The sequence below is a fragment of the Pantoea sp. A4 genome, assembly GCF_000295955.2.
Classification (GTDB): Bacteria; Pseudomonadota; Gammaproteobacteria; order Enterobacterales; family Enterobacteriaceae; genus Pantoea; species Pantoea multigeneris.
Map to the genome: position 1 here is coordinate 329,851 of NZ_ALXE01000019.1, position 25,977 is coordinate 355,827.

Below are 25,977 nucleotides of genomic sequence, written 5' to 3' on the forward strand. Positions count from 1 at the left end.
ATGGCGCAAGTGAGATGCAAGAAGTTGTGGGGCAAGCAATTAAAAATTTAGGCAAGGTTATTTTAAGCGACGCAAACATTATAGATAAAAAAAATTTATGGACAAAAGGATACTCTCCCTCAATAAAAACACCGAAAGGTCAACCCAAGAAAAAAAGCTTTAACTCAAAGATCAACAGAATAAAATACCATTCAAATTTCAAATTTGATCACATAAAAAAACACATACTAGATATTATGTCATCTCCAAACTGCCAAAGAGAAGTCGTTTTAGCTGTTAACTTTGTAAAAAAAAGCCATATTGATAATTTGGTAATTAAAGCTGAGAATAAAAAACTCTCATCTCACGAAAGTCAATTGCTTTGGTTAATGTCATCGTTTGTTTCCTCCTGTGTTGAGGTTGGAGTCCGTCCCAAGGTTTTATGTCGCCCATAGCCCAAAAAATTAACTATTTATTTCTCATAATTTTTTAACGCAAAAAAATAAAAGGGATTAAATGGCCTAAATGATTTTAGGCCGTTTCACTGTCATCGAAATTGAATGTCATGCTGCCCTTCATTGATTTCTTGCAACAGCATCAACTGGTGAAGACATTTTTATTAGTACTGGCCATGCCGCTTTACAGGCCGATGGATAACAACGTTTTAGCCGAAAAAACAAAAGCATTTCTCGGCTAAATAGGAACGCCGACATAACTCAATGCCTAATATACCGAAAGGATGCAGACTCCCCTTAGACAAGTGCCGTGTTTCTGCTTATTTCAGAGGGAAAATTCTATCTGTTAGTCGATATAACGCGTCTTATTATGCTAGATGACCTCTTTCTTACGAAGAAGACTGGTCGAATACTCTACCTTACGCAGATACTGAACAACGTGAAAAGATCACACTGCTGTCTGGTGTGTCAGGTCCAGCACCACGATCTCTACACGTCCCTGCTGGAATGCCTGGCAGCGTCGCTCCAGCATTTCTTTCATCTCGGATGGCGACCTGGGTTTTGCAACCTTGCCTCCCGGGCTTTTAAGGGCGTGATTACGCCCTCCTCGTTTGCCAAACCACAATACTAGATAGATGCCGATACCGCTTGCTCGGTAATCAGGAGTATACAACCTGTCCAACTGTTCGTCGGCGGCGGTCCATACGGACTGGTGCCACTGGCCCTTCACTTCGATGCAGATGCGAGGTGTGCCGGCGAAACAGGCGATATCGGCTTTCTTGTCGGCGGCAAGATGAGCTTCAGGTTCGTAAGCGACAAGTGACGAACCTTCTCGCAGCAAGGACACCAGCCAATCCCGGCAACGCTCTTCGCCATGGGGCTCGAGTTGGTTATCGCAGTAGAAGCCTCGCCAGGAGTCCACGTCATCGCTGGTAATCTTGCCCTGGACAACATTGAGCTCAGCCAGTACGAAAGCTTTCAGATCAGCTTCGTTATCAGGTGCGGCGTCATCTGCAATCGCTCGTAGGTCCTTTAGTGTAGCGGGGGTGTATGATGCGTCGTATTGGCGTCGTCGCTGGTTTGCACGCGCTTCGAGCAGTCGTCCACTGTAGCTATTGAGCCGGCCTGTGCAGAGCAGATCCAACGCTTCCACTGCTTCTGGCGTAGTGAGGTTTCCCAAGGCGTCGATAAGGTGAACCAGACTAGCGGCCATATCTTGGTTATGAAAAGATCCTGTGTCGAGGTCCCCCATCCTACATTGGGGCAGTGGCCACAACGAGCGGAAACTCTTGATCATCCAAGCCATTACCGGGACTTCCAGTTTTATCGTGCGGCCGTCCCAACCACCGTAGCGTCCGATGATCAGTTCACGAAATTCTTCCAGCAAGTGTTTGTTCAGTCGCTTCTGTACAAGGCGCTCTCGGGTATCGTCAAAACTGACCACCAAACCTACGGAGTCCCAGATAAGGCTGTGCTCCTTAGTGAGAGGGGGGCGGGTGCGGGCCAGTGAACGTAAGGCATCGTACTCTTCAGCGTCCAGCAGCATCCTGACCAGTTCCCGTTCGATGTATGTAGGGAGTGAGTCAAACTGCTCAAGCCATGTGCGCGCTAGGTCGGCAGCGAAAACACGGGCGTCGTCGTCGTAGAGAAGCTCGCCCAGCCCATTGTCGGTATAGCCGCCAAGTATGTGGGGTTCGCAGCGAAGTCGTAGTGCTTTTTGCAAGAGCATGCGTGACTTGAGCTCTGAGTTCAGGTCTGTCTGCAAAGTGCGAGGGTCGTTTTTGAAGAGATACTGCACCGCTAAGAATCCGGTCAACAGCACAACCTCGTCGAGATCCTTGAAACCTCTTCCGTCTTGTTGTCGCACAGTGAGTGCAGCAGCGATGATGAAAGGAGAAAGCCCCTCTTCCTCCGCGAGGTCATGGGAGGGTAAGAACCATTGCTGCTGTCCAAGGAAACTGGCTATCTCGGTGAGTGACAGGCTATGAGGTATCTGCTGGAGATAGGCTTCAAACCCCAGCAGAAACGACTGAGCTAGGTCTTGCCCCAGCCAGCTCGCCAAGCGTTCGGTATCGCAAGCGTCGAATCGAAAGGCTTTTGAGCTGCCGAGGTAGACTTGGGCGATTTCGATGAGACTGGTGAAATCTCCCTTGAGGATCGACTCGGTTTTTACCAAGTAGGTACTCCGCAAGGCCGACAACTTTTGCTGTTGCTCGAGTGCGTGTTGTTGCTCGAGTTCCTCTGTGAGAGAACTGAGTTCTCGGTTCGAGGGGAAAAGTTGCAATTGCGCGAGCCACGCCAGTCGATCGCCATGTTTAGCTGCGAAAGCATGAGCCGCTTCACGTAATGCGACACCTTGATCCTCGGTATGGTGTATGAGAACGACGATTTCTTGCCAGCGTTGGTCGCCAAGATCCTGTGGATTGAGCGAGTCCAGCAGAACAATGGCATCCTCTTCCGAACATCCTAGATGTTGCGAGGCTCTTTGTAAGTCCTGCTCCCTTTGCATCAAGCTCTCCTCTCCAACGTTTTCGAGTAGCACCAATTTCTGCAAACGGCGGCGCAATACGCTGTCGTCCCGCAAGTGTTGGTGGGTCTCCTCGGCCATGATGGGAAAGGATCCGTGAAGGGCTGAAAAATGCAGCCAGCCCCAAAGCTCATTGATATCAGGCATTTGCTCTTTCAGATACCGCCCGATCAGTTGCATCACCAAGTCCGCCAAGCCGCTTCTCTGTTGATCTGGGCTGAAGGGGGCCGGTGAACTGACGCTAGCTGTGAGCACGTTCAAGAATGAAGCCATACGATCGGTAGGAAAGTGCTTTATGACGTGGTCGTATTTCGACATGCCCATATCACCGATACGGAAAGGGTGGTGCTCGCAACAAATCACGCACTCGGCCATTGTAGTGTTCGGAAAACTGTAGCCGTGCAAACCGATCAGGTTGAGAGCGAGTTGGCTTGCGTCGTTTGAACCCTGGCTTCGTAGCAAAATCAGCAGCTCTGTCGCCTGTTCTGATGTTTGCTGCGCGCAAAGCGCTTGCAGCGCTGACCGCCGTAATGCGAACGCTTCCTTTGGGTCAACCACTAGCGACCGCAGAATAGTTTCCAGTTGGTTGACGACAGGGTTTCCCTGAATGGACTCGAGCAGCAGCAAGCGAAGTTGAAAGGGCATGCCCTTGTCAGGCAGGATCGCCAGCAACTCGGTTTTCATTCCGGGCTTGATCGCCTCCCTCAAGCTGATCTGATGGTTGGCGGGTAGGAAGCCGGGATTGTCGGTGGCCAGTCGTCGCAGCGCGCGCAAGAGCATCGATGCTTGCACTTCGCTGAGTTGCCCGACATCACCGTACTCGATGATGCCCATCGGGTCCGTAGCAATCACATCGGATGCGAGATGAGTATCCAGGGCCAGCCAAGCATGGAGGCCGCGCAGATGGCTTGGGACAATACCTTGTCGATGGAATAAGGCTAGTAGCCTGCGCCGCTTGCGATGTGTATCGGCACAACGCATGAGCCAGTGCGCTGCCAAGTATTCGCCAAGACTGCGATGGGCATATGTGAAGCGGTCCACACCAACAGCCTCGAACAGGCGGGTCGATAGTGCAGCGAGGAGATGATCCGCGTCTGCTAGTTCCTGGACCTCGACCAATCTTAATTCGGCAGTAGTGTCAGCCTTACGACAGATAACTTCGCAGCCGCTGATGATCATTGCGGCGCAAGCGGCACTAGCGGCATGGCGTTGACTATCTTGGCTTGGTCCCCCAGCGGATTTGACCTCGTTTCGCTCCTTAAGCAGTTGCCTAGTGGCGAGTTCGAACATCTGCTTGCGACTTTCCGGTCTTTCGCCCGCCTTGGCGCTTTCCACCAACAGCTCCAGTGTGTAAGGGTTACCCAACCAATTGTGCAGCCAGCTTGCGCGCAAGCGCTCGAAAAGGTCCGATGCCACTGCATGCGGTAGCTTATCGTTCAGGAACCGGCGGATCTCCTCATCATTCAATGCGCGCAGGTGCAGTTGTACGGGCTGTTTCTCATACGTCGATTCCACGGCCCTTGTAGCTGCGGCGCCAAACCAGTCCGCCGCACGACAAGAAAGCAGGAATGGTGGGTAGCCTTTCTCACCAAGTCTATCGAGTACTCGCTCAATGGCTTCTACGGATGAGTGGGCCGTCAGCTCGTCCAGAGCATCGATCACTAGAATCTGGTTGGCATCTATGTCTTGCAACCTGCGTGGCGGGTGTAGGAGTTGGTGGGCGGTGATGAAAAGGTAGCCATGTTGGTTAGCAAGCCACTTGAGCAGAGTGGTCTTACCCATACCGGCGTCACCTAAAATGATCAAAGGCTGGGCATGGATGTTGAATTTAGCATGGAGTTGGGTATGCGCTAACTCGATCCTCTCTCTGTTTTCGCTGTACCAGAGTGTCCTTGGTAAAAAACTGTGTCCCATGGAGAGCTCTACTGTCTCAAATGTAAGTGGGGTTACGCTAATACTACCAATTGCTGGCGTTAACCGGATTCGAATCTTTTAGTTGTGTATCACGGGGCTGATGACTCCCCAAAAAAACAGGCATGGAGTGCTATGATCTACTGACTAGGCTAACAAATTCAATGAGATCTCCTCTATGCCTATTCGTCTAGCATGTCAGACTCTTCTGTAATGCTTTACTCTCAACACACGAATGTCGGCAAAATACGATTATCGATTCCATGGTTGCACTTATAGAGGGACAACGCTTTCTCTCACGAGTACTGGACGTTATTTTAGCGTTACTCATTCAGCAGTCTAGCATCATCAATATAAATGTCCGCATTCCTTTGCAGCGCTGATCCAAATCAGATTTTATCTATCTGATAACCCCCCCCTTGATTGATATGTTGTATCAATGGCATTTTGACTTAAACAGTTCTTTTAAACAGTTTTGCGCAGCCTTCAGCAGTTGGTGGTCACTCTGGTGGTCTTGACAGAAAGAGAATTCAGGTTTAGCTTACTTATTAGCCAGTTACTGGCAAAGGCGATCCCAGTCAGAGGAGCCAAATTTAAGAAACCCGCTCAGGTAAACCTGAGCGGGTTTTTTGTTATGGCTACTCATTCATGCGCTGTAGTCGTTTGCAATGATGATTTTGTGTTCCATAAGGGTGTTGTGTTGATGTTGTTATGGGGCAAAAATGATTTGCCATCAGGTTTAATTGCATCATGCATATCGTTAATTTCTTTAGTTATTTCAGGATCTTCCTGTCCTTTACTCATATGGATGTTTACAATATCGGGGGGAGGCTGGCCTATAAGCTTCATACATTCCTCAGAAGGATTAATCCTATCGCATTCTGCATAGCTAAAATGAATAGGAGTGAACATTAAAATTACAAGTAAAATTTTATTACTCATATTACCCCCTAAGATTAGATAACTAAGATTTTTCTTTGTCATTGATTGAAGCTTGACTATTTTTGTTTTCACTAACGGGTCGAGAATGCTGTTGATTACTCGCAGACATTTCACCTTTTTTGTACTGGAAATCATAGGGAATATGGAGAGCATAAAGAATAATAACACCACCGATAACTATCCCAAAAATGCCCGGTGTTTTAGTTGTTAGCGTGACACTTTTGAACACACTTTGATTATCACCTGTCGAGAAGGTTGAATCATCTTTTCCAGAAAAAAATGAGAGAGATAATCCACCAAAAACAATTGCTCCTCCCATAAGGATACTTAACCCGCGTAAAAACTGTGAAGCAATCATAGCCGCACCGCTAATTGCAATCATAGAGTTACTATTAATACCACTAACAAGCAGTGGAATTTGACGATCAAGGACAAGACAAGCATACAAAATACATAAAACGGTTATCAAACCAAAACCTAATACAACAACCATCCACACACGTGACTGCCAGACAGGGAAAAGATTGTTAAAACGTCGCCTTTCTACAAAAGGTTGATTAGGATTCGTAGCATCAGGAACACTCTGTTTATTCATTTCTTCTGACATAAAGACCTCGTAATTTTATAAAATCACTGTGTGATTTGACATGGGATCTTTAAAAGAAATTTAGCTTTCATCCCATGAAAGGCTTTCCTTTCTTGAGCAGATAAAAGAGCCAGCATTTGGGTTGTTGACGCAGGATGGCCAGCGGCTAGTCAGGTAGCGATTTTTTGCAATCCAGGCGATAGAAACACTATCTCCTTGGTTACCGCCTAATATCCTGTAATTATTTTCATCTTCACCAACATAGAATCCGACATGGCCTGATACCCCCTCTTTAGATTTCCGCCAAAACACCATAACGGCTCCAGGTGTGGGTTGTGCATCTACGCCAAAGTTTTTCCATGACCGGGCCAGTAATGGGTTTGTCGGTAAGGACTCATCCTGTAATGTACTGCCAAGGCAATGAGCAACAAATAACCCACACCATGGAATTTCATCGTCCGGGTAGTGAATATCCAGGTCATTTGCCCAGTCAAGAATGATAATATTCGATCCAGGGCCTAATTTTTCTCTAACACCTAGTAGCCTTCTCGCTTCGTTCAACCAAACCAGATCCAGTCGAAAAACAGATTGCTGAGCCGGGAGGTCCACATTTTGCGACGGGAAAAGCGCAGCGAGCGTTTTCTTTCCCGGAATACCATCAACAACGAGATTATTTTTACTCTGAAATATTTTCAACGCATTAATTGTTTTTCTACCATAAACACCATCAATAGGACCAGGATCGATACTTAATACTTGTAGCCGTTTTTGTATCTCACTTATTTTAGGCATGGGAATGTCCTCACTATTATAAATAAAAGTGATCGGGCTGTGTGGAGGTAAATCTAACGCATGAATACTAAAATGGCTGTAATGTTATGTCAAAGTATTACAGCAGTGCGGGTAATGTCAAACATATCATTTTTTAATTAATTTTCATTATACTATTTAAAAATCATTGTATTAGCGAAAATACCACGTTAAATATCGCATTAACGAATAAAAAGAGAGATTTGTTTTATGTGGGTGACAGTTTCAGTGGTAAATCATCTATATCGCAGATTTTCCTCTTTGAATATGAAGATGACTTTCACTATTTTTCAATGTCATAGCTTATTTAGCCAATAGCATTACCCTCTGGCCAACGGGTTATAAAACCGAAATGTTTTACTCTTTATCGGACATTCAAACCTGCAACAGGATTAATATCACATTAGAACTAATAGATTGTTGATGTTATGCCTATCCCCTACGCCACAGGCTCGGGCTTACGCCATAGGCCCGCTTAAAAGCATGGCTAAACCAGGTGGCATCTGAAAAGCCCCACATAAATGCCAGTTCGGTGATGTTTTTATCATGGAAGGCGGGATCGCGCAGGCTGCTGGCAATACGCTTCATGCGCTCCTGTTGGATATATTTCGCGGGCGTGCTGCCATGCAGTGAAAATAGCCGCTGTACCTGCCGACGTGAAACGCTGAAATGGCGGGCGATCAAATCCGGGCTGAGCTGTGGGTTATTGAGGTTGGCATCAATAAAAGCCTGCATACACTGCCAGCGCTGCTGGGTAGAGGTACTGTTCGGTAACGCAGCGGGATCATCATGGGGCGATTGCTGCCAGCTGGCAGCCACTAGCGTCAGCAACACCTGTTGCAGTGATTCCTGCGTACCCTGCTGCTCACCAAATTCATGCAAATAGTCGTGACAGGACTGGCGAATCAGGTCTCGCAGCATCCGGCCGCTCAGGGTCTGGCAGCTCAGCTTACGAAACAGCGAACCAGAATGATTGAGCAACTGCTGTAATTCCGCGCGGGGGAGATGAATAGAGGCATGGGTAATCAGCCCTTCAGGCACAATTTCACACGCACTGATGGTGTCCAGCAGCAGGAGTTCGCCCTGCCCTAGGTGGCATTTGATATCACCTTGCTCAATCCAGCTTTCGCCCTGCACCTGGTAAATCAGGAAACAGTGCGCATTTGCATGTGCCGGTGAGCCCGCAATGCGCCCGGCGTTAGTCCGAATCAGGGTGAAACCGATCCCCGCCAATTCGCGGTACACGATATCGCCAATAAACAGCGAATGAGTCTGTGCTGGCTGGGCGTGAAAGGTGCCGCACACCTGCCGCAGAGCAGAATTCCACGCCATTACATCCGTGGTATGACAGGTTGCTGGCAGCATCTCACTCCCTCAGGCTTTATCCAGCTGGCAGCCGCTGCTGCCAGCAGGCGAACACATCAGTGGCGAATAATCACTGATTTCAGTTCGGTATAGTCATTGATAAACGCAGAACCAAATTCGCGGCCAATCCCTGAAGCCTTCGCTCCGCCAAAAGGCACCGCCGGATCGAGGAAGGTGTGCATATTCACCCAAACCGTACCCGCTTCAATACGTGGAACATAGTTCAGCGCCTTACTCAGGTCGCTGGTCCACAAACTGGCCGACAAACCGTATGGCGTGGCATTGAACAGACGCAGCAACTCTTCTTCATCATCATAGGCGTAGAAAGTGGCCACCGGGCCGAAGGTTTCCTCATTCAGCAAGCTGGCACCGGCGTCCGTCACGCGGATCACCGTCGGCTTAACAAAGTAACCCGGCCCTTCCAGCGACTCTCCGCCATACACCACTTCATCCCCTTCACTGCGCGCCTGGCGGAAGAACTGATTAATCTTGTCGAAATGCGCCTGATTCGAGAGCGGACCGAACTGCGTTTCCTCATCCATTGGGTCGCCAATTTTCAGGGTTGCCAGTGCCTGTGAAAGTTTTTCCAGCGTCTCATCAATGCGTGAACGGTGGATAAAGAAGCGCTCGCCCGCTGCACACACTTGTCCCTGATGAACAAAACCGGCTTCCAGAATACCCGCAACGGCGGTATCCGCATCCACATCCGGCAGGAAACCCACCGAGTTTTTGCCGCCCAGTTCCAGCGTTGCGCGGGTCAACTTCGCTTCCATAGCGCTGCGCCCGACCGCAATCCCGGTTGGCACAGAACCGGTGAAGCTGACTTTATTGGTGCCTGAATGTGCGATCAGTTGACGTCCGGCATCGCCGCCGCCACACACCACGTTCAGCACACCGTCCGGCAAGCCGGCTTCGGTCGCCAGTTCCGCAATACGCAGCATAGTTAACGGCGTAAACTCACTGGCCTTGATGATGCTGGTACAGCCCGTCGCCAGCGCTGAGGCAAACTTCCATACCGCAATCATGATAGAGAAGTTCCACGGCACAATCCCCACCACCACACCAACAGGTTCACGACGGGTAAAGGCGCTGTAACGCTCGCCGTTAAAGGACGGCAGTGACGGGGTGATGGTTTCACCGTTGATACGTGTTGCAGCGCCAGCATAGTAGCGCAGGAAATTAACCGCCTGATCCACTTCAAAAGCACGGGAAATCTGAATAATTTTCCCTGACTGGCTGGTTTCGATTTGCGCCAGTTCTTCGCGGTTTTGCGTAAACAGATCGGCCAGACGCAACAGGAAATTGCCACGTTCAGCCGGAGTAGTCTTCGCCCATGCGCCATGAAACGCACGACGGCTTGAGGCCACTGCGGCATCCACTTCCTCGCTGGTCGCATCTGCGATTGAGGCGATAGGCGCGCCGGTTGCGGGATTCACCACCGCAATACGCGCACCGCTGCCCGCCACGGCTTTACCATCGATAAAGTGGCCATGCTGACGGGCCAGGAAGGCTTCAACCTGCGGTAATAATGAAACAACAGCCATATTGATAACTCCATACTCAAAGAGGTTGACCGACCACTGCAAAGTGCTCGAGCGAAAAATTACACTTCGTTATTTAAAGATTGCCCTAAGTTGGCATACTCAGCAGGCCGATAGCGCCGCAGCCAAATGGCCACTAATGCGCCGTACAGTGCGATAAGCACCAGGCCTGACGGAATCAGCCAGTCCAGCACGGGGACACCCCCCGTCAGTAAATCCATGTTCATGACAATCAAAATCACTCCAAAGCCCATGGCACCGATCGCCAACAAGGGCGCGACTAAACGCTGCCACAGGTTGGTATGACGCCGGTTACCTTTGAAGTAACCAATCACCGCACAGGATGTCAGCACCTGTACGCTGAGAATGCCCAGTGCTGCTGGTGCACTGCCTATCGGTAGCAGTCCGGTCATGGGATTAATATGGTGTAATCCACATGCCAGTAATAGAACAAAATGGACAAGACTTAAAATCAGGCTGGCCAGCCAAGGTGTTTTGTGACGCGAATGCAACCGGGCAAAATGTGACAGGAATACACCCTCGCGTCCCAGCGCATACAGGTAGCGTGAGAGCGTGTTTTGCAGGCTAAGCACAATGGAGAACAGGCTGGTAATCAGCAGCACATTCATCACCACGGCCAGCCAACCGCCCACATTGCGTTCAGCCGCGATGAACCACACATCGCCCGGATGGGCGGTGACCTGCTGCAAAATGTTTGACGGGCCAAAACTCAGGATGAGCAGCCAGGAGGAGCACACCAACAGTGCGGTGATCAGAATCACGGCAATATAGGTGGCATTAGGCACCGTACGTTCCGGATTGCGCGCCTCCTCTGAATAAATCGCGGTGGTTTCAATCCCCATAAAGGAGCTGGCGACAAAAACAAACACCGCTCCCACGCCGTGCGACATAAAACTTCCCACGGTAAAGGATTCGGTACTGAAACCCGCTGGCCCCCCACCGTGCAGCACGCCCCCGAGATCAAACAGAGAAATGACGATCACTTCCAGCGTCATAAACAGGCCCAGCGCTTTGCCATTCACCGCGACATTGCGCGTGCTGAGCAGTTGCACCACCAGCACCACAAACAGGCTGCAACACCACCAGGGCAGTGCAAGCCCCGCCAGCCCCAGCCCGTGGGCAAGGAAGAAACCAATCATGCCGTAGCAGGCGATTTGTAATCCGGCATAGGCCACAATCGCCAGAAAAGCGGCTGCGGTGCCCGCCGGTCTTCCCAGCCCATTGGCTACGTAAGCATAGAACGCACCGGTATTGCGGATGTAACGGCTCATCGCCACAAAACCGACACAAAACAACAGATAAACACCGCCAGCGACCAAGTAGGCGCTGGGCAAACCAATACCGTTCCCTAATAAAATCGCCGTGGGTGCAACGCCCACCAGTCCTGTCAGTGGACCGTTGGTCGCCAGCACAAAAAACACCAGGCTCCATAGGCCGATTGCATTACGATTCAGCCCACTGTTGGCTGTCGTGACATTATTTGTCATTCTCTGTTTTCCCTGTCCCCTGCCATGCAAAACGGGCACCTGAGTGCCCGCTGCATGTTGTTACGCTGGTACTACTGCGTAGTAGTGCTTGGTGTAACCGGCTGAAACCACTTCCCACAGCGTGGAAGTGCCCGCAGTGATGAACCAGCTGTCACCGGCCTTGTAAAAGTGGGTTTCACCGGTGGATTCATCGGTGATTTTGACTTCACCCCAGGTGATAGTGGCCTGCTCGTCAAACGGATAGACCAGACGATAGCGCCCTTTAGTGGTGCCAAAGTAACCGGCATTAATCGGGTCTGTTGGCGTACCGTGGGTCGGCTTAACGTAGAATTTCACGTCGCCACCTTCAAAAATGTCTGCGCCTAGCGCGGCCAGGCTGCCCGCTTCGTGTAAATCGGCCAGAGTGATGCCAGACTGGAGTTTGGTTAAAGCCATGGAAAGATCCTCATAGTGAAAAAATGACAGGCTGGCGGTGCTTAACGGCGACCGTGCAAATAGCCTGAAGACTGGTGAAGAATTTTGCCCAGAGAGCACAGCAGTGCACGGTGGCGATCTTTGCCGGGAATGGCCGGATGGCTGACGGCGCTGATCAGGCGATAGCGCTCAGATTCGCCCAGAATCCCCTCTGCCAGAATTTTGCAGATGATCTGACTCGGAGTGACGCCAAAGCCGGAGTACCCCTGGACATAAAACACATTAGGCCGCCCAACCAGCGATCCGATCTGCGGGAACAGGTTGGTGGTGGCCGCCATGGGGCCACCCCACGCCAGATCGATCTCGACGTTGTGGAGGTACGGGAACACTTCCAGCATCAGCTTGCGGTTCCACGCTTTAAGATCCTGCGGAATGTGCTCAATTAATGCCGTCGATGAGCCAAACATCAGGCGATTGTCGTTGGTCACACGGAAGTAGTTGATGACGGGACGAATATCGCTGTAGGCACCGCGAATCGGGCTGATGCGGCGAATCAGCTCATCGCTGAGGGGTTCAGTCACCGAGTTATAGGCGTAGACATTAATGGTGCTGCGGTGCAGTTCCGGCTCCAGGTGGTTATTGAAGCCATCCACCGCCCACACCAGTTTGCTGGCGCGTACGCTGCCTTTCGCCGTCCGGACTTCGACCCGGTCGCCATAGGTCACTTCCAGTGCCGGGCTGTATTCGAAAATCTTAACGCCATAGACGTCGCGCAGCGCCTGGGCTTCCCCCAGCAGCAGGTTCAGTGAGTGAACATGCCCGCCACCGCTGTGAAACAGCGCTGAGTGGTACACGTCAGAATCGATGATCTGTTTAACCTGCGGGCCAGCCAGATAGCGAATGTCATAGCCTGAACCCAGCGACTGAAACTCTTTTTCCCATGCTTGCAGCGTTTTCGCCTGGCGCGCGTTGTACGCCAGGTAGCCATAACCGCTGCAAAAATCGGCATCAATGTTATAGCGAGCGATGCGATCGCGCATGATTTGTGGGCCGACATCACTGAGAGCAAAAATCGCCTTTAGCCCCTCAACGCCGACATCTTTCTTGATGGCATCCAGATCGTGACCGATACCGGCCATCACCTGTCCACCATTACGGCTGGTCCCGCCGTAGCCCAGATAACGCGCCTCCAGCACCACGGTGTTGGTAATGCCCTGTTCTGCCAACTCCAGCGCCGTGTGAATGCCGGAGAATCCGCCGCCGATAATCACCACATCGGCATCAATGTCCTGTTCCAGAGAGGGAAAACTCAGCGCGTACTTTTTGGTTGCTGTGTAGTAAGTCGCCTGTTCATCAACATGCATGCTTTTACCCGCCTTTTATCTTTCGCTTCAATCCCGAGGTGTTAAATCAAACGAAACACTGTCTGCGCCATTTATCGCATGTTGTCTGACAGGGTGCTTGTCTGGGAGAGACAGGGAGGTTGTGTTTTTGTACCGAGGCAGGCGAAAGCGTGAAATATGCGCCAGGATTGTCGCGCAGCTCACATTTTATAACCGGGGAAGGGATCAAAAAAGGGCGTCAATCGACGCCCTTAAGGGAAGCATTAAGGCAGGGGATTACTCGAACTCGTTCCAGGAACGGCCATCACGGGTGATCATGGCAACGGACGCCACTGGACCCCAGGTACCCGCCTGGTAAGGCTTCGGCGCATCAGCATCTGCGTTCCATGCATTGATGATGGAGTCAACCCACGTCCACGCGGCTTCGACTTCATCACGGCGAACGAACAGTGCCTGAATACCGCGCATGCTCTCCAGCAGCAGACGCTCATAAGCATCCGCCAGGTGCGACTGGTTAAAGGTCTCTGAGTAGCTTAAGTCCAGTTTGGTGGTTTGCAGCTTATGCTTGTGATCCAGACCCGGTACTTTGTTCAGGATCTCGATATCTACCCCTTCATCCGGCTGCAAACGAATGGTCAGTTTGTTCTGCGGCAATTCAGCGTAGGAGTCTTTGAACAGGTTCATCTCTGGGTTCTTGAAGTAAACCACCACTTCAGAGCATTTGGTCGGCAGACGTTTACCGGTGCGCAGGTAGAATGGCACGCCCGCCCAACGCCAGTTGTCGATATCAACACGGATCGCGACGAAGGTTTCTGTGGCGCTGGCTTTGTTAGCGCCCTCTTCTTCCAGATAACCTGGCACTTTACGGCCCTGCACGAAGCCCGCAGTGTACTGACCGCGTACGGTTTTATCGCGCACGTTGGTTTGGTCGATGCGGCGCAGTGAGCGCAGCACTTTCACTTTCTCATCGCGAATCGCATCAGCGCTGAGATCGGAAGGTGGAGACATGGCAATCATGGTCAGAATTTGCAGCAAGTGGTTCTGAATCATGTCGCGCATCTGACCCGCCTGGTCAAAGTAACCCCAGCGACCTTCGATCCCCACTTCCTCTGCCACGGTGATCTGCACGTGGTCGATGGTGCGGTTGTCCCAGTTGTTAACGAAGATCGAGTTGGCGAAACGCAGCGCCAGCAGGTTCAGGACGGTTTCTTTACCAAGATAGTGGTCGATACGGAAGACCTGGCTCTCTTCAAAGTACTCACCAACGGCATCGTTGATCTCTTTTGAGGTCGCCAGTGAGGTTCCTAGGGGTTTTTCCATCACAACACGCGCTGGCTTAGCGTTGAGTTTGGCGGTGCCCAGCCCCTGGCAAATCGCACCGAAGGTGCTTGGCGGCATGGCAAAGTAGTTAATGGTGGCGCGTTTTTTCTGATCCAGCATCTTACCGAGACGCGGGAAATGCGTGGTGTCATTAACATCGAGGTTGCAGAAGTCGAGACGATTGCTGAGCTTATCCCACAGCGCTTCGTCAATCTTCTCTTTCATGAAGGTTTCCAGCGCTTCGCGTACCACTTTGGTATACGCCGCCTTGTCCCACTCCGCACGGCCTACGCCGATGATGCGGGTATCTTCATGAATTTGTCCTGCTTTCTCTAACTGGTACAGTGAAGGCAACAGTTTCCGGCGTGCAAGATCGCCTTTGGCACCGAATATAACCAGATCGCATGCCTGGGCTGTTTGTGTTACCGCCATTTTCCTCTCCTCGTTGCAGGATATACCCGAAATCGCAGGGCTGCGCATGTCGGGTCCATGTTGTAATTTTCTTTCAGCACAATGTACTTTTTTCCCTGCGCCAGGTAAACCGGAACACCCGATTCAGCGGGCAACTCTCCACATATTTCGTGCTATTGGTCAGTATCTCCACGCTGATGTCAGGGGGATTACGGCCTTTTGGCTCAGTGAAAATGAGCAACCTGAGCAGTATGGCAAAAAATGGTTGGGTGAGTTTATCCATCGCTGCTCGTCAACCAACAACCCGCTATATTCGCGCGGCGTTCATGGTTAAGATGCTTCAGACAAATAAGATCAATAATGAACATGGCCCTCCGTGAATGAACATACTGGAAAAAATTCAGGCGCAGCTTGATGCGCTAAGCAAATCCGAACGTAAAGTTGCCGAGCAGATCCTGGCACAACCCCAAGAATCCATGCACTCCAGCATCGCAACGCTGGCGAAAGCTGCACAGGTGAGCGAACCCACCGTGAACCGTTTTTGCCATCGCCTCGGCACCCGCGGATTTCCCGACTTTAAGCTGCAGCTGGCACAAAGCCTGGCGAAGCGCCAGAACAGTTGGGTCAGCCAGGATGTGGAAGAAAATGACAGCGTTGAGCGCTACAGCCTGAAGATTTTCGACTCTGCCCTCGCGGGGTTACACCAGGTGCGCCAGGAGCTGAATTTCAACGTGGTGCAACAGGCGGTCGCTCACCTCTCCTCGGCCAAGAAGATCACCTTCTTTGGACTGGGCGCGTCTGCGGTGGTGGCGCATGACGCCTTCAATAAATTCCTGCGCTTCAATCTGCCTGTCATCTGGTCAGACGATATTGTGATCCAGCGCATGAGTTGCATAAATAGTCAGCCTGGGGATGTGATTGTGCTGATCTCGCATACAGGTCGGACCAAAAATGTGATAGAACTGGCTCGACTGGCGCGTGTAACCGGTTCCACTGTGCTGGCGGTCACCTCACCGGGCACACCGCTGGCCGCTGAAGCCACGCTGGCTCTTACTCTGAATGTGCCTGAAGATACCGATGTTTTCCTGCCAATGGTGTCCCGGCTGGCGCAACTGACCGTGATTGATGTGCTGGCAACCGGCTTTATTCTGGCTCGCGGCAGTGACTTCCGGGAAAACCTGAAACGGGTCAAAGAAGCGCTGAAAGATTCCCGGCTTGAGAAGCATCGCTAATAAACATCAGCTTTAGTTAAAAATAATTAACATCACATTTACAATGTGAGTCGTATCGCAATCCTGGTATCGTATAGAATAGTGAGCTTAACGTGCGCCTGACAAAAAGCGCACGAACATCAGCCAATGGAGCCCTTCATGTCAAGACGTCTCAGAAGAACCAAGATCGTTACAACCCTCGGCCCGGCTACCGATCGTGATAATAACCTCGAAAAGATTATTGCCGCAGGCGCTAACGTGGTACGACTGAACTTCTCCCACGGCACGCCGGAAGATCATAAACTTCGGGCAGATAAAGTACGTGAAATCGCTGCAAAACTCGGCCGCCATGTGGCGATTCTGGGCGATTTGCAGGGGCCAAAAATTCGCGTATCCACCTTCAAAGAGGGCAAAGTTTTCCTCAATGTAGGCGACAAATTCCTGCTGGATGCCAACCTCAGCAAAGGTGAAGGCGATAAAGAACAAGTGGGCATCGACTATAAAGGTCTGCCTGCGGATGTGGTGCCAGGGGATGTCCTGCTGTTGGATGATGGCCGCGTACAGCTGAAAGTGCTGGAAGTACAAGGCATGAAAGTGTTCACGGAAGTGACCGTGGGTGGCCCGCTCTCCAATAACAAAGGCATCAACAAACTGGGTGGTGGCCTGTCGGCTGAAGCGCTGACCGAAAAAGACAAAGCCGATATCATCACCGCAGCCATGATTAACGTCGACTATCTGGCGGTCTCCTTCCCACGCTGTGGTGAAGACCTCAATTATGCTCGCCGCCTGGCGCGTGATGCAGGCTGTGAGGCAAAAATTGTCGCTAAAGTCGAGCGTGCAGAAGCCGTAGCCACCCAGGAAGCGATGGATGACATCATTCTGGCGTGTGATGTGGTGATGGTGGCGCGTGGCGATCTGGGTGTGGAAATTGGTGACCCGGAACTGGTGGGGATTCAAAAAGCGTTGATTCGCCGCGCCCGTCAGCTTAACCGTACCATCATTACCGCGACACAGATGATGGAATCCATGATCACCAACCCAATGCCAACCCGTGCAGAAGTCATGGACGTGGCGAACGCCGTGCTGGATGGTACAGATGCGGTCATGCTCTCAGCAGAAACCGCAGCGGGTCAGTACCCGGCAGAAACCGTCTCCGCGATGGCAAAAGTGTGTCTGGGTGCCGAAAAAATCCCTAGCGTTAACGTCTCTAAACACCGTCTCGACGTGCAGTTTGATAACGTTGAAGAGGCGATTGCAATGTCAGCCATGTATGCCGCTAACCACCTGCAAGGGGTTACCGCAATTATCACCATGACCGAATCAGGCCGCACGCCAATGATGACTTCGCGCATCACCTCTGGCCTGCCGATTTTCGCCATGTCACGTCATGAGCGCACGCTTAACCTGACAGCGTTATATCGTGGTGTAACCCCGGTTTATTTTGACAGTGTTAATGAGGGTGTAGCCGCCGCGCATGATGCGGTAAACTTGCTGCGCGATAAGGGCTTTTTGTTATCAGGCGATCTGGTCATTGTGACACAAGGTGACGTAATGGGCGCAACTGGCACCACCAACACCAGCCGGGTGTTGCGCGTCGACTAAGACCACAAGAAGTCACAATCTGTAGTTATGCTTAACGCGACTGGCTTCAGTCGCGTTTTTCTTTTTTATGAGGAGCCTGGATGGCGCAATTTATCCCTGTTAAATCACTCAGCGGCCGTGCGTTGCTGTTCCCTTTGGCGTTGGTGTTGTTCGAATTCGCTACCTATATTGCTCACGATATGATCCAGCCAGGCATGTTGTTGGTGACGGATGAGTTTGCCGTCGGACCGGAATGGGTCTCCACCTCCCTGACCGCCTACCTGATTGGCGGCATTACTTTGCAATGGCTGCTGGGCCCACTGTCAGACAAATATGGCCGTCGTCCGGTGATGCTGAGCGGCATTCTGTTTTTTATCCTGGCCTGCATTGTCACCAACTGGGTCAGTAACATTGAGCAGTTTGTGGCGCTGCGCTTTTTACAGGGCATCAGCCTGTGTTTTATTGGTGCAGTGGGCTATGCCGCCGTGCAAGAAGCCTTTGAAGAGGCGCTGGCGGTGCGCATGATGGCGCTGATGGCGAACGTTGCCCTGCTGGCCCCATTGGTTGGCCCGCTGGCAGGTGCAGCCTGGCTGACGGTAGGCAGTTGGCGCAGCATGTTCTGGCTGTTTGCCGTGTTGAGCACGCTGGTGTTGGCAATTTTACTGCGCGTGATGCCTGAAACCGCAGGCGATCGCAGCCACTCAGTGGCCTTACCCGCGTTGGGGCGCGCGTATGGCCGCCTGGTGCGCAACCGTCAAGTGATGTATGGATCGGTGGCGATTGGCCTGGTATTTATCCCGATCCTCACCTGGGTTGCTTTGTCTCCCGTGATCCTGATGCGCGATGAAGGCCTGAGCCGTATGACCTATGCCCTGCTGCAATTGCCGGTGTTTCTGGCGATGATTGCCGGCAACCTGACGCTGAGTAAACTGGCAGGTCGCGTGCCGATTGAACGCCCGGTGGTACTCGCCGCCTGGCCGATTTTAACCGGTTTAACCGTCGCACTGATCGCCAGCCTGTTGAGCAGTCACGGCTACATCCTGATTACGCTCGGGCTGAGCCTGTATGCTTTCGGCGCGGGAATGGTGAATGCGGGACTCTATCGTCTTACGCTGTATGCCAGCGATCAGGGCAAAGGCAGTATTGCCGCCATGCTGGGGATGGTGAGTTTACTGATTCTGGCAGTAGGGGTAGAGCTGGCAAAAAGCAGTTACTTCACCCTGGGTACCGGGGGCTTCAGCGCGCTTAACTTCGCCAGTGGCGCGCTGTGGTTTGGACTGATTCTGCTGTTTATGCGTGAACACCGCCGTAACAGCCGCGTGACCGCACTCTGATAAGCTCGCGCTGGGCATCAGGCCCAGCGCTTAGCCGTTATTTACGCGGATACAGCTCTTTGCGGTCGTAAGGCTCTTGATCCCCCGGTTTACGGGTTTTCAGTAATTTCAGGATCCAGGTGTACTGCTCTGGATTTGGCCGCACAAACACTTCCACTTCTTCGTTCATGCGACGCGCCAGCGTCGGGTCATCCGCTTCCAACAGATCATCCATCGGTGGACGCACAAAAATATCCAGCTGATGGGTTTTACCGTTGTACACCGGGAAGAGTGGAATGACGCGCGCACGGCACACTTTCATCAGACGACCGACTGCTGGCAACGTTGCTTTATAGGTGCCAAAGAAATCGACAAATTCACTGTGCTCTGCGCCGTGGTCCTGATCGGGCAGGTAGTAGCCCCAGTAGCCATGACGTACTGAACTGATAAACGGCTTAATCCCGTCATTACGTGCGTGCATACGGCCACCGAAGCGACGACGCGCGGTGTTCCAGACGTAATCCATCAGGGGATCGCTCTGGTTATGGAACATCGCCGCCATCATCTGGCCTTCAGAGGCCAGCAACATCGCCGGAATATCCACTGCCCAGCCGTGTGGCACCAGGAAGATCACGTTCTGCCCTTCCGCTTTCATCTGTTCGATGATTTCACGTCCGTGCCATTTCACCCGTTGCTGAACGGCTTTCGGGCCACGCAGATAGAGTTCACCCATCGTGACCATCGCCTGTGGCGCGGTAGCAAACATTTCATCGACGATTTCCGCCCGAGCCTCTTCACTCAGCTCTGGCAGACAGTAATACAGGTTGATCAAGGCACGACGACGCGCACCTTTCGCCAGCTTACCGGCAAATTTACCCAAACCGGCCAGCAACGGATCGCGCACTTTAACCGGCAAATAAGCCAGTCCGGCTAACGCACCGATCGCCAACCAGTTGCCCCAGTATTTAGGCTTTAGAAAAGAACGCTGAAAAACGGGAATAAATTCGATGTTATTTTTTTTACGGTTATCCATGCAAACGCCTCAAGGAATGACGCGCTAATGATAGTGTCGGCTGATGAATTTGCAATCCATAACCGACGAAACGCAAAAACCGGCGGTAAATACCCCCGGTTTAGTCAAAATTGCGCAGTTATCAGTCGGCTTTCAGACCCAGCTGTGGCAACCAGCTCTTCACCTGAGCCAGGTAAGTGCTGCGATCTTTACCGGTCAGACCTTCCATACGCGGCAGCTTGGCCGTTAATGGATTGACGGCCTGGTTATTGATCCACACTTCAAAGTGCAGGTGTGGACCCGTAGAACGGCCGGTATTCCCCGAAAGCGCAATACGATCGCCACGCTTTACTTTCTGCCCTGGCTTCACCAGCACTTTGCTGAGATGCATATAACGCGTCATGTACTGACGGCCATGACGCAGTGCAACGTAATTCCCCGCTGCGCCACCATTCTTCGCCACCAACACTTCACCGTCACCCACCGCTAACACCGGTGTGCCAATCGGCACCGCGAAGTCAACACCGCGGTGCGGCGCAATTCTGCCCGTGACGGGATTCAGACGACGTGGATTGAAGTTGGAGGAGACACGGTACTGACGCACCGTCGGGAAGCGCATAAAGCCTTGCGCCAGACCGGCACCGCTACGGTCGTAATATTTACCGTCTTCGGCACGGAACGCATAATAATCTTTACCGGCGCTGCGTAAATGCACACCAAGCAGCTCACTCTGTGCGCTCTTACCGTCCAGCATCTCGCGGGACATCAGCACGCTGAATTTGTCACCTACGCGCAACTTACGGAAATCCATCTGCCACTGTAGGGCTTTAATGACGTTGCTGATTTCAGTACTGGTTAATCCCGCGCTACGCGCGCTGCTGGCAAAACTACCCTGCACCACACCCTGCATCACGCTATTGCGCCATTCACCTTTTTGTAGCGTCTGCTGCATGGTGAATGAGCCGTTGTCATTGCGGGTGTAGGTACGAGTTTCGCGGCGGGAGGTTTCCCACGTCAGGGATTGCAGGCTGCCGTCATCGGTGAGCGACCAGTTAAGCTGCTGGCCTACCTGTAACGTCCCCAGCGCTTTGTCGCTGTTGACCAGGGCGTTGATATCACCCATATCGATACCATACTGATTCAGCGCGCTGCTGAGGGTATCCCCCGTGGCGACGGTGTATTCGTGCGCATCTGGGCTATCGGCCACATCTTTATCGATTTCATCGGTGGGAACGGCGTCGTCATCCGGTTCATCCGCATTCTGATCAACCGGTTCGCTCGCCTCAGGCAACAGGGCTTGCAGGTCGTTTTTATCTATCGCAATTTGTCTAATCACCGGCGACATCTCCGCCGGATGATAGACAAATGGCCGCCAGACAGCGACGGCCAATGTGACAACAGTTAATGAACCCAATATTACGCGGTGGGGACGCGGCAAATTATTAAATGCGAGGGCGACAGAGCGGGCTATCTGCTGCACGTTAACTATTTCCTTTATGCTCCATTCAGGCAGCTGACATACTGGCTCGACAGTTGTGAAAGGAATTGCACATAGCTGTCTTTATTTAAGCTGATCGCTGTGCCGAGGGGATCAAGAGTCCCTTTGCGTACAAAAGTACCTCGCGCTACAGCATCGATGACTGCTGGCCTGAATTGTGGCTCAGCAAAGACGCACACCGCCTTTTGCTCAACCAACTGTGTTCGTATTTCATGTAAGCGCTGCGCGCCCGGTTGGATCTCAGGATTCACGGTAAAATGCCCGGTTGGGGAGAGACCGTAATGCTTTTCAAAATACGTGTAAGCGTCGTGAAAAACGAAATATCCTTTACTCTTCACCGGTGCGAGTTGCGCACCAATTTTCTGGTCAGTATCCGCCAGATCCGCCTCAAAGTGTTGCAAGTTGGCGTCAAGTTTGGCTCTGCTTTGCGGCATAAGTTCCAATAATTTCCCATGGATTGCAACTGCCGTTTGCCGGGCTATCTCCGGGGACATCCAGAGATGCATATTAAACTCACCATGATGGTGGTGAGCATGAGACTTATCCTGATGATCATCGCCACCTGCCGCATGGCTATCTTCATCATGATCGTCATCTTCATCTCCTCTGACCAGCAGAGATTTTACGCCAGGAAGGGCTGCCATTTCGAGGTTTTTTTGCGCAGGTAGAGATGCCGCTGATTGCGTCATAAAGGCTTCCATTTCTGGCCCAACCCACACCACTAAGTCTGCGTTTTTAATACGTTTTATATCAGACGGGCGCAGAGCATAATCGTGCTCTGAAGCACCATCTGGCAGCAACACATCCACGGGCGTAACACCATCAGCAATGGCTGCGGCAATAAAGCCTACCGGTTTAATTGAGGCCACAACATCCGCCTGTGCAGGCAGAGCAAATGCAGCAGCTAGCGCTACAGCAGAAAAGGTGCAGATAAAGCGCGATTTAATATGTAACATAATGCGTCATTCCATCGTGTCGGCAGGCGGGGATGTGATATTATAACATTATATTTTTTACGCAACCTGTAAATAACCATGTCACCTTTAGTTACACTCAGAGATGTTTCGGTAAAGTTCGACCAGCGCCAGGTGCTGTCGGGCATTAGCCTTGACCTTTCTCCGGGCCGCATACTCACGCTGCTTGGGCCTAATGGCGCAGGCAAATCAACGCTGGTGCGCCTGGTGTTAGGGCTACTCGACGCCAGCAGCGGCACCATTCAACGCGAACCCGGTTTGCGCATCGGCTATGTGCCACAAAAACTGCATATCGACCCTACCCTGCCGATTACAGTTGAACGTTTTATGCGTTTATCACGGGGCGTAAAAAAAGCGGCGGTACTGCCGGCTTTGAAACGAGTCCAGGCCGGGCACCTGCTCAATTACCCGCTACAGAAGCTCTCGGGCGGTGAAACCCAGCGCGTGTTGCTGGCACGAGCTTTGCTGAATCAGCCGCAATTGCTGGTGCTGGATGAACCCACGCAGGGTGTGGATGTGAATGGCCAGGTCGCCCTGTATGATCTCATCAACCAGCTGCGCGTTGAACTGAATTGCGCGGTGCTGATGGTGTCCCACGACCTGCATTTAGTGATGGCAAAAACTGACGACGTCCTGTGCCTCAATCACCATATCTGTTGTTCCGGGACGCCTGAAGTGGTTGCCCAGCATCCCGAATTTACCGCGATGTTTGGTCAGCGTGGTGCCGAGCAACTGGCGATCTATCGCCATCATCATAATCATCGTCACGATTTACAGGGACGTATTGTTCTACGCCGTGGACAGGGGCCGTCATGATTGAATTACTGTTACCGGGCTGGTTGGGCGGCGTGATGCTGGCACTGGCCGCAGGCCCGTTAGGCTCGTTCGTGGTCTGGCGTCGCATGTCCTATTTTGGCGATACCCTCGCCCATGCGTCACTGCTTGGCGTGGCTTTTGGCCTGTTGCTTAATGTTAATCCTTACTATGCCGTGATTCTGGTGACGGTGTTTATCGCGCTGGGCCTGGTGTGGCTGGAGCGTAAACCGAATCTGGCGATTGATACCCTGCTGGGGATTATGGCGCACAGTGCGCTTTCCCTTGGGCTGGTGGTCGTGAGCCTGATGTCCGGTGTGCGAGTCGACCTGATGGCGTATCTGTTTGGTGACCTGCTGGCAGTGACCCCGCAAGATCTGTGGCTGATGGCGGGCGGCGTTTTGGCTGTGCTGCTGGTGATGCTGTGGCAGTGGCGTTCACTGCTCTCAATGACGCTCAGCCCGGAGTTGGCGCAGGTGGATGGCGTTAACGTGCAGCGTACTCGCCTGATGCTGATGCTGGTTACGGCGTTGACGATTGGCGTGGCAATGAAGTTTGTCGGTGCGCTGATCATCACCTCGTTGCTGATTATTCCTGCCGCAACCGCTCGCCGTTTTTCGCGTTCTCCAGAACAAATGGCCGGCTTCGCGGTGATTGTCGGCATCCTTGCCGTGAGCGGTGGCTTAACGCTCTCTGCGTTATATGACACGCCAGCCGGCCCTTCCGTGGTACTGGCTGCCGCACTGTTGTTCGTGCTAAGCCAGTTACGTAAACCCGCTTCCTGATCCGCGCTTAACTCTCGCGTGTGATCCCGAAATGACGGTAAGCATGCTGTGTGGCCATTCGGCCACGCGGTGTGCGCTGAATGAACCCTTGCTGGATCAGGAAGGGTTCAATCACATCTTCGATGGTTTCCCGCTCTTCACCAATAGCTGCTGCCAGGTTATCCAGACCCACAGGACCACCGGTGAATTTATCGATGATGGCTAACAGCAGTTTGCGGTCCATGTAATCAAACCCTTCGCTGTCGACATTCAGCAGGTTCAGCGCGCTGGTCGCCACTTCCCCGCTCATCTCACCATCCGCTTTTACTTCTGCGTAATCCCGCACGCGGCGTAGCAGTCGATTGGCGATACGCGGCGTACCGCGAGAACGCCGTGCCACTTCCAGCGCACCTTCATCGCTTAGATCGAGCCCGAGGCAACTGGCGCTGCGACTCACAATATGCTGGAGGTCTTTGACCTGATAAAACTCAAGACGCTGCACAATACCAAAACGGTCACGCAGGGGAGACGTTAAAGAACCGGCTCGGGTGGTGGCACCAATCAGGGTAAACGGTGGCAAATCGAGCTTGATGGAGCGTGCCGCTGGGCCTTCACCAATCATGATATCCAGTTGGTAATCTTCCATCGCCGGGTAGAGTACCTCTTCTACCACCGGAGAAAGACGGTGGATCTCATCAATGAACAGCACATCATGAGGTTCGAGGTTGGTCAGCATCGCCGCCAGATCGCCCGCTTTTTCCAGCACCGGGCCAGAGGTAGTGCGTAAATTCACCCCCATCTCATTGGCAACGATGTTTGCCAGAGTCGTTTTTCCTAACCCTGGCGGGCCGAAGATCAGCAAGTGGTCCAGCGCATCGCCACGCAGTTTCGCCGCCTTGATAAAGATTTCCATCTGCTCACAGACCTGCGGTTGGCCGACATACTCCGTCAGCCGTTTTGGGCGAATGGCGCGGTCAAGGCTCTCTTCTTCGTTAAAAGAAGGTGCAGCGGAAACAAGGCGATCGGCTTCTATCATGACTTACCTCAAATGGCAGCGCGGAGCGCTTCGCGGATCAGGGTTTCACAATCAGCATCTGGCTTACCGATTTTGCTTACCATACGGCTGGCTTCCTGCGGTTTATACCCCAGCGCAACCAGTGCCGCAACGGCTTCTGCTTCAGCATCATTGCCTTCAGGTTCTGGCCCCGGCGTGGTGAGGGTAAAGGTAGAATCGCCACCGAACAGATCGCCGTGCATGCCTTTAAAGCGGTCTTTCATCTCAACGACCAGACGTTCAGCGGTTTTCTTACCGACGCCAGGCAGTTTGATCAGCACCGCGATCTCTTCTTTTTCCACCGCAGTGACAAACTGCTGCGCAGACATGCCGGAAAGGATTGCCAGCGCCAGCTTTGGCCCAACGCCGTTGACTTTCACCAGCTCGCGGAACAGTGCCCGCTCCTGTTTATTATTGAAGCCAAACAGCAGTTGCGCATCTTCACGCACCACAAACTGGGTGAAGATCACGGCTTCCTGATGGATTTCAGGCAGTTCGTAAAAACAGGTCATCGGCATATGTACTTCGTAGCCAACGCCATTCACTTCTATCAGCACCAGCGGGGGCTGCTTTTCCAGAATTGTACCGCGTAAACGCCCTATCACCTGTTTCTGTCCTTTCTCAATGCATAATGCGCTGTTTATA

Annotated in this window: 21 protein-coding genes; 6 read left to right on the plus strand and 15 right to left on the minus strand. The window is 52.2% G+C overall.

Annotated elements, in window-relative coordinates; all coding sequences use genetic code 11:
• Nucleotides 1–14: 14 nt before the first annotated feature.
• Nucleotides 15–434, plus strand: coding sequence for a hypothetical protein (locus tag B880_RS26645; protein ID WP_157060514.1), 420 nt, complete (start codon nucleotides 15–17; stop codon nucleotides 432–434).
• Nucleotides 435–882: 448 nt separating this feature from the next.
• Here the strand turns inward: B880_RS26645 and B880_RS0106115 are convergent, their stop codons facing one another.
• From B880_RS0106115 to zwf, 10 genes are all read right to left on the minus strand, one after another.
• Complete coding sequence (locus tag B880_RS0106115) at nucleotides 883–4,875, minus strand: NACHT domain-containing protein (protein ID WP_017346501.1); 3,993 nt, start codon at nucleotides 4,873–4,875, stop codon at nucleotides 883–885.
• A gap of 639 nt (nucleotides 4,876–5,514) precedes the next feature.
• Nucleotides 5,515–5,814 (minus strand): hypothetical protein, encoded by a 300-nt coding sequence (locus B880_RS26885; RefSeq protein WP_192841073.1) that lies wholly within the window; start codon nucleotides 5,812–5,814, stop codon nucleotides 5,515–5,517.
• 22 nt (nucleotides 5,815–5,836) lie between these two features.
• Nucleotides 5,837–6,421, minus strand: coding sequence for a hypothetical protein (locus B880_RS25970; protein ID WP_157060515.1), 585 nt, complete (start codon nucleotides 6,419–6,421; stop codon nucleotides 5,837–5,839).
• Nucleotides 6,422–6,481: 60 nt separating this feature from the next.
• Complete coding sequence (locus tag B880_RS0106125; protein WP_017346503.1) at nucleotides 6,482–7,192, minus strand: NlpC/P60 family protein; 711 nt, start codon at nucleotides 7,190–7,192, stop codon at nucleotides 6,482–6,484.
• A gap of 450 nt (nucleotides 7,193–7,642) precedes the next feature.
• On the minus strand, nucleotides 7,643–8,575 hold the full coding sequence (feaR, locus tag B880_RS0106130) for a transcriptional regulator FeaR (protein WP_017346504.1): 933 nt from the start codon (nucleotides 8,573–8,575) through the stop codon (nucleotides 7,643–7,645).
• Nucleotides 8,576–8,631: 56 nt separating this feature from the next.
• Nucleotides 8,632–10,119: an aldehyde dehydrogenase family protein gene (locus tag B880_RS0106135; RefSeq protein WP_017346505.1), complete on the minus strand. Its 1,488-nt coding sequence runs from the start codon at nucleotides 10,117–10,119 to the stop codon at nucleotides 8,632–8,634.
• A gap of 59 nt (nucleotides 10,120–10,178) precedes the next feature.
• A complete protein-coding gene (locus B880_RS0106140) occupies nucleotides 10,179–11,624 on the minus strand; it encodes an APC family permease (protein WP_017346506.1) in 1,446 nt (481 codons plus the stop codon).
• Between the two features lie 60 nt (nucleotides 11,625–11,684).
• Nucleotides 11,685–12,059: a cupin domain-containing protein gene (locus B880_RS0106145; RefSeq protein ID WP_017346507.1), complete on the minus strand. Its 375-nt coding sequence runs from the start codon at nucleotides 12,057–12,059 to the stop codon at nucleotides 11,685–11,687.
• A gap of 41 nt (nucleotides 12,060–12,100) precedes the next feature.
• A complete protein-coding gene (locus B880_RS0106150) occupies nucleotides 12,101–13,402 on the minus strand; it encodes an NAD(P)/FAD-dependent oxidoreductase (protein WP_017346508.1) in 1,302 nt (433 codons plus the stop codon).
• 255 nt (nucleotides 13,403–13,657) lie between these two features.
• The gene (gene zwf, locus B880_RS0106155) at nucleotides 13,658–15,133 is read right to left on the minus strand and encodes a glucose-6-phosphate dehydrogenase (RefSeq protein WP_017346509.1); all 1,476 of its coding nucleotides are present in this window, start codon (nucleotides 15,131–15,133) and stop codon (nucleotides 13,658–13,660) included.
• A 359-nt stretch (nucleotides 15,134–15,492) separates the two neighbouring features.
• On the opposite strand from zwf, the gene B880_RS0106165 reads away from it, so the two are divergent.
• The 3 genes from B880_RS0106165 to B880_RS0106175 all read left to right on the plus strand — a co-directional run bounded on the left by B880_RS0106165 (nucleotide 15,493) and on the right by B880_RS0106175 (nucleotide 19,238).
• A complete protein-coding gene (locus B880_RS0106165) occupies nucleotides 15,493–16,344 on the plus strand; it encodes a MurR/RpiR family transcriptional regulator (protein ID WP_017346511.1) in 852 nt (283 codons plus the stop codon).
• A 138-nt stretch (nucleotides 16,345–16,482) separates the two neighbouring features.
• Nucleotides 16,483–17,925, plus strand: coding sequence for a pyruvate kinase (pyk, locus tag B880_RS0106170; RefSeq protein ID WP_017346512.1), 1,443 nt, complete (start codon nucleotides 16,483–16,485; stop codon nucleotides 17,923–17,925).
• 80 nt (nucleotides 17,926–18,005) lie between these two features.
• A complete protein-coding gene (locus B880_RS0106175) occupies nucleotides 18,006–19,238 on the plus strand; it encodes an MFS transporter (protein ID WP_017346513.1) in 1,233 nt (410 codons plus the stop codon).
• Nucleotides 19,239–19,275: 37 nt separating this feature from the next.
• Here the strand turns inward: B880_RS0106175 and lpxM are convergent, their stop codons facing one another.
• The 3 genes from lpxM to znuA all read right to left on the minus strand — a co-directional run bounded on the left by lpxM (nucleotide 19,276) and on the right by znuA (nucleotide 22,683).
• Nucleotides 19,276–20,250, minus strand: coding sequence for a lauroyl-Kdo(2)-lipid IV(A) myristoyltransferase (lpxM, locus tag B880_RS0106180; protein WP_017346514.1), 975 nt, complete (start codon nucleotides 20,248–20,250; stop codon nucleotides 19,276–19,278).
• Between the two features lie 121 nt (nucleotides 20,251–20,371).
• Nucleotides 20,372–21,709: a murein DD-endopeptidase MepM gene (gene mepM / locus B880_RS0106185; protein ID WP_026042455.1), complete on the minus strand. Its 1,338-nt coding sequence runs from the start codon at nucleotides 21,707–21,709 to the stop codon at nucleotides 20,372–20,374.
• A 14-nt stretch (nucleotides 21,710–21,723) separates the two neighbouring features.
• A complete protein-coding gene (gene znuA, locus B880_RS0106190; RefSeq protein WP_017346516.1) occupies nucleotides 21,724–22,683 on the minus strand; it encodes a zinc ABC transporter substrate-binding protein ZnuA in 960 nt (319 codons plus the stop codon).
• Nucleotides 22,684–22,761: 78 nt separating this feature from the next.
• Between znuA and znuC the strand changes: the two genes are divergently transcribed.
• Nucleotides 22,762–23,517 (plus strand): zinc ABC transporter ATP-binding protein ZnuC, encoded by a 756-nt coding sequence (znuC, locus tag B880_RS0106195; RefSeq protein ID WP_017346517.1) that lies wholly within the window; start codon nucleotides 22,762–22,764, stop codon nucleotides 23,515–23,517.
• On the plus strand, nucleotides 23,514–24,299 hold the full coding sequence (gene znuB / locus B880_RS0106200) for a zinc ABC transporter permease subunit ZnuB (RefSeq protein ID WP_017346518.1): 786 nt from the start codon (nucleotides 23,514–23,516) through the stop codon (nucleotides 24,297–24,299). Before znuC ends, znuB begins: the two co-directional genes overlap by 4 nt.
• A 7-nt stretch (nucleotides 24,300–24,306) precedes the next feature.
• On the opposite strand, the gene ruvB is transcribed toward znuB, so the two are convergent.
• A complete protein-coding gene (gene ruvB, locus B880_RS0106205; RefSeq protein WP_017346519.1) occupies nucleotides 24,307–25,314 on the minus strand; it encodes a Holliday junction branch migration DNA helicase RuvB in 1,008 nt (335 codons plus the stop codon).
• Between the two features lie 8 nt (nucleotides 25,315–25,322).
• A complete protein-coding gene (gene ruvA / locus B880_RS0106210) occupies nucleotides 25,323–25,937 on the minus strand; it encodes a Holliday junction branch migration protein RuvA (protein WP_017346520.1) in 615 nt (204 codons plus the stop codon).
• Nucleotides 25,938–25,977: the final 40 nt, after the last annotated feature.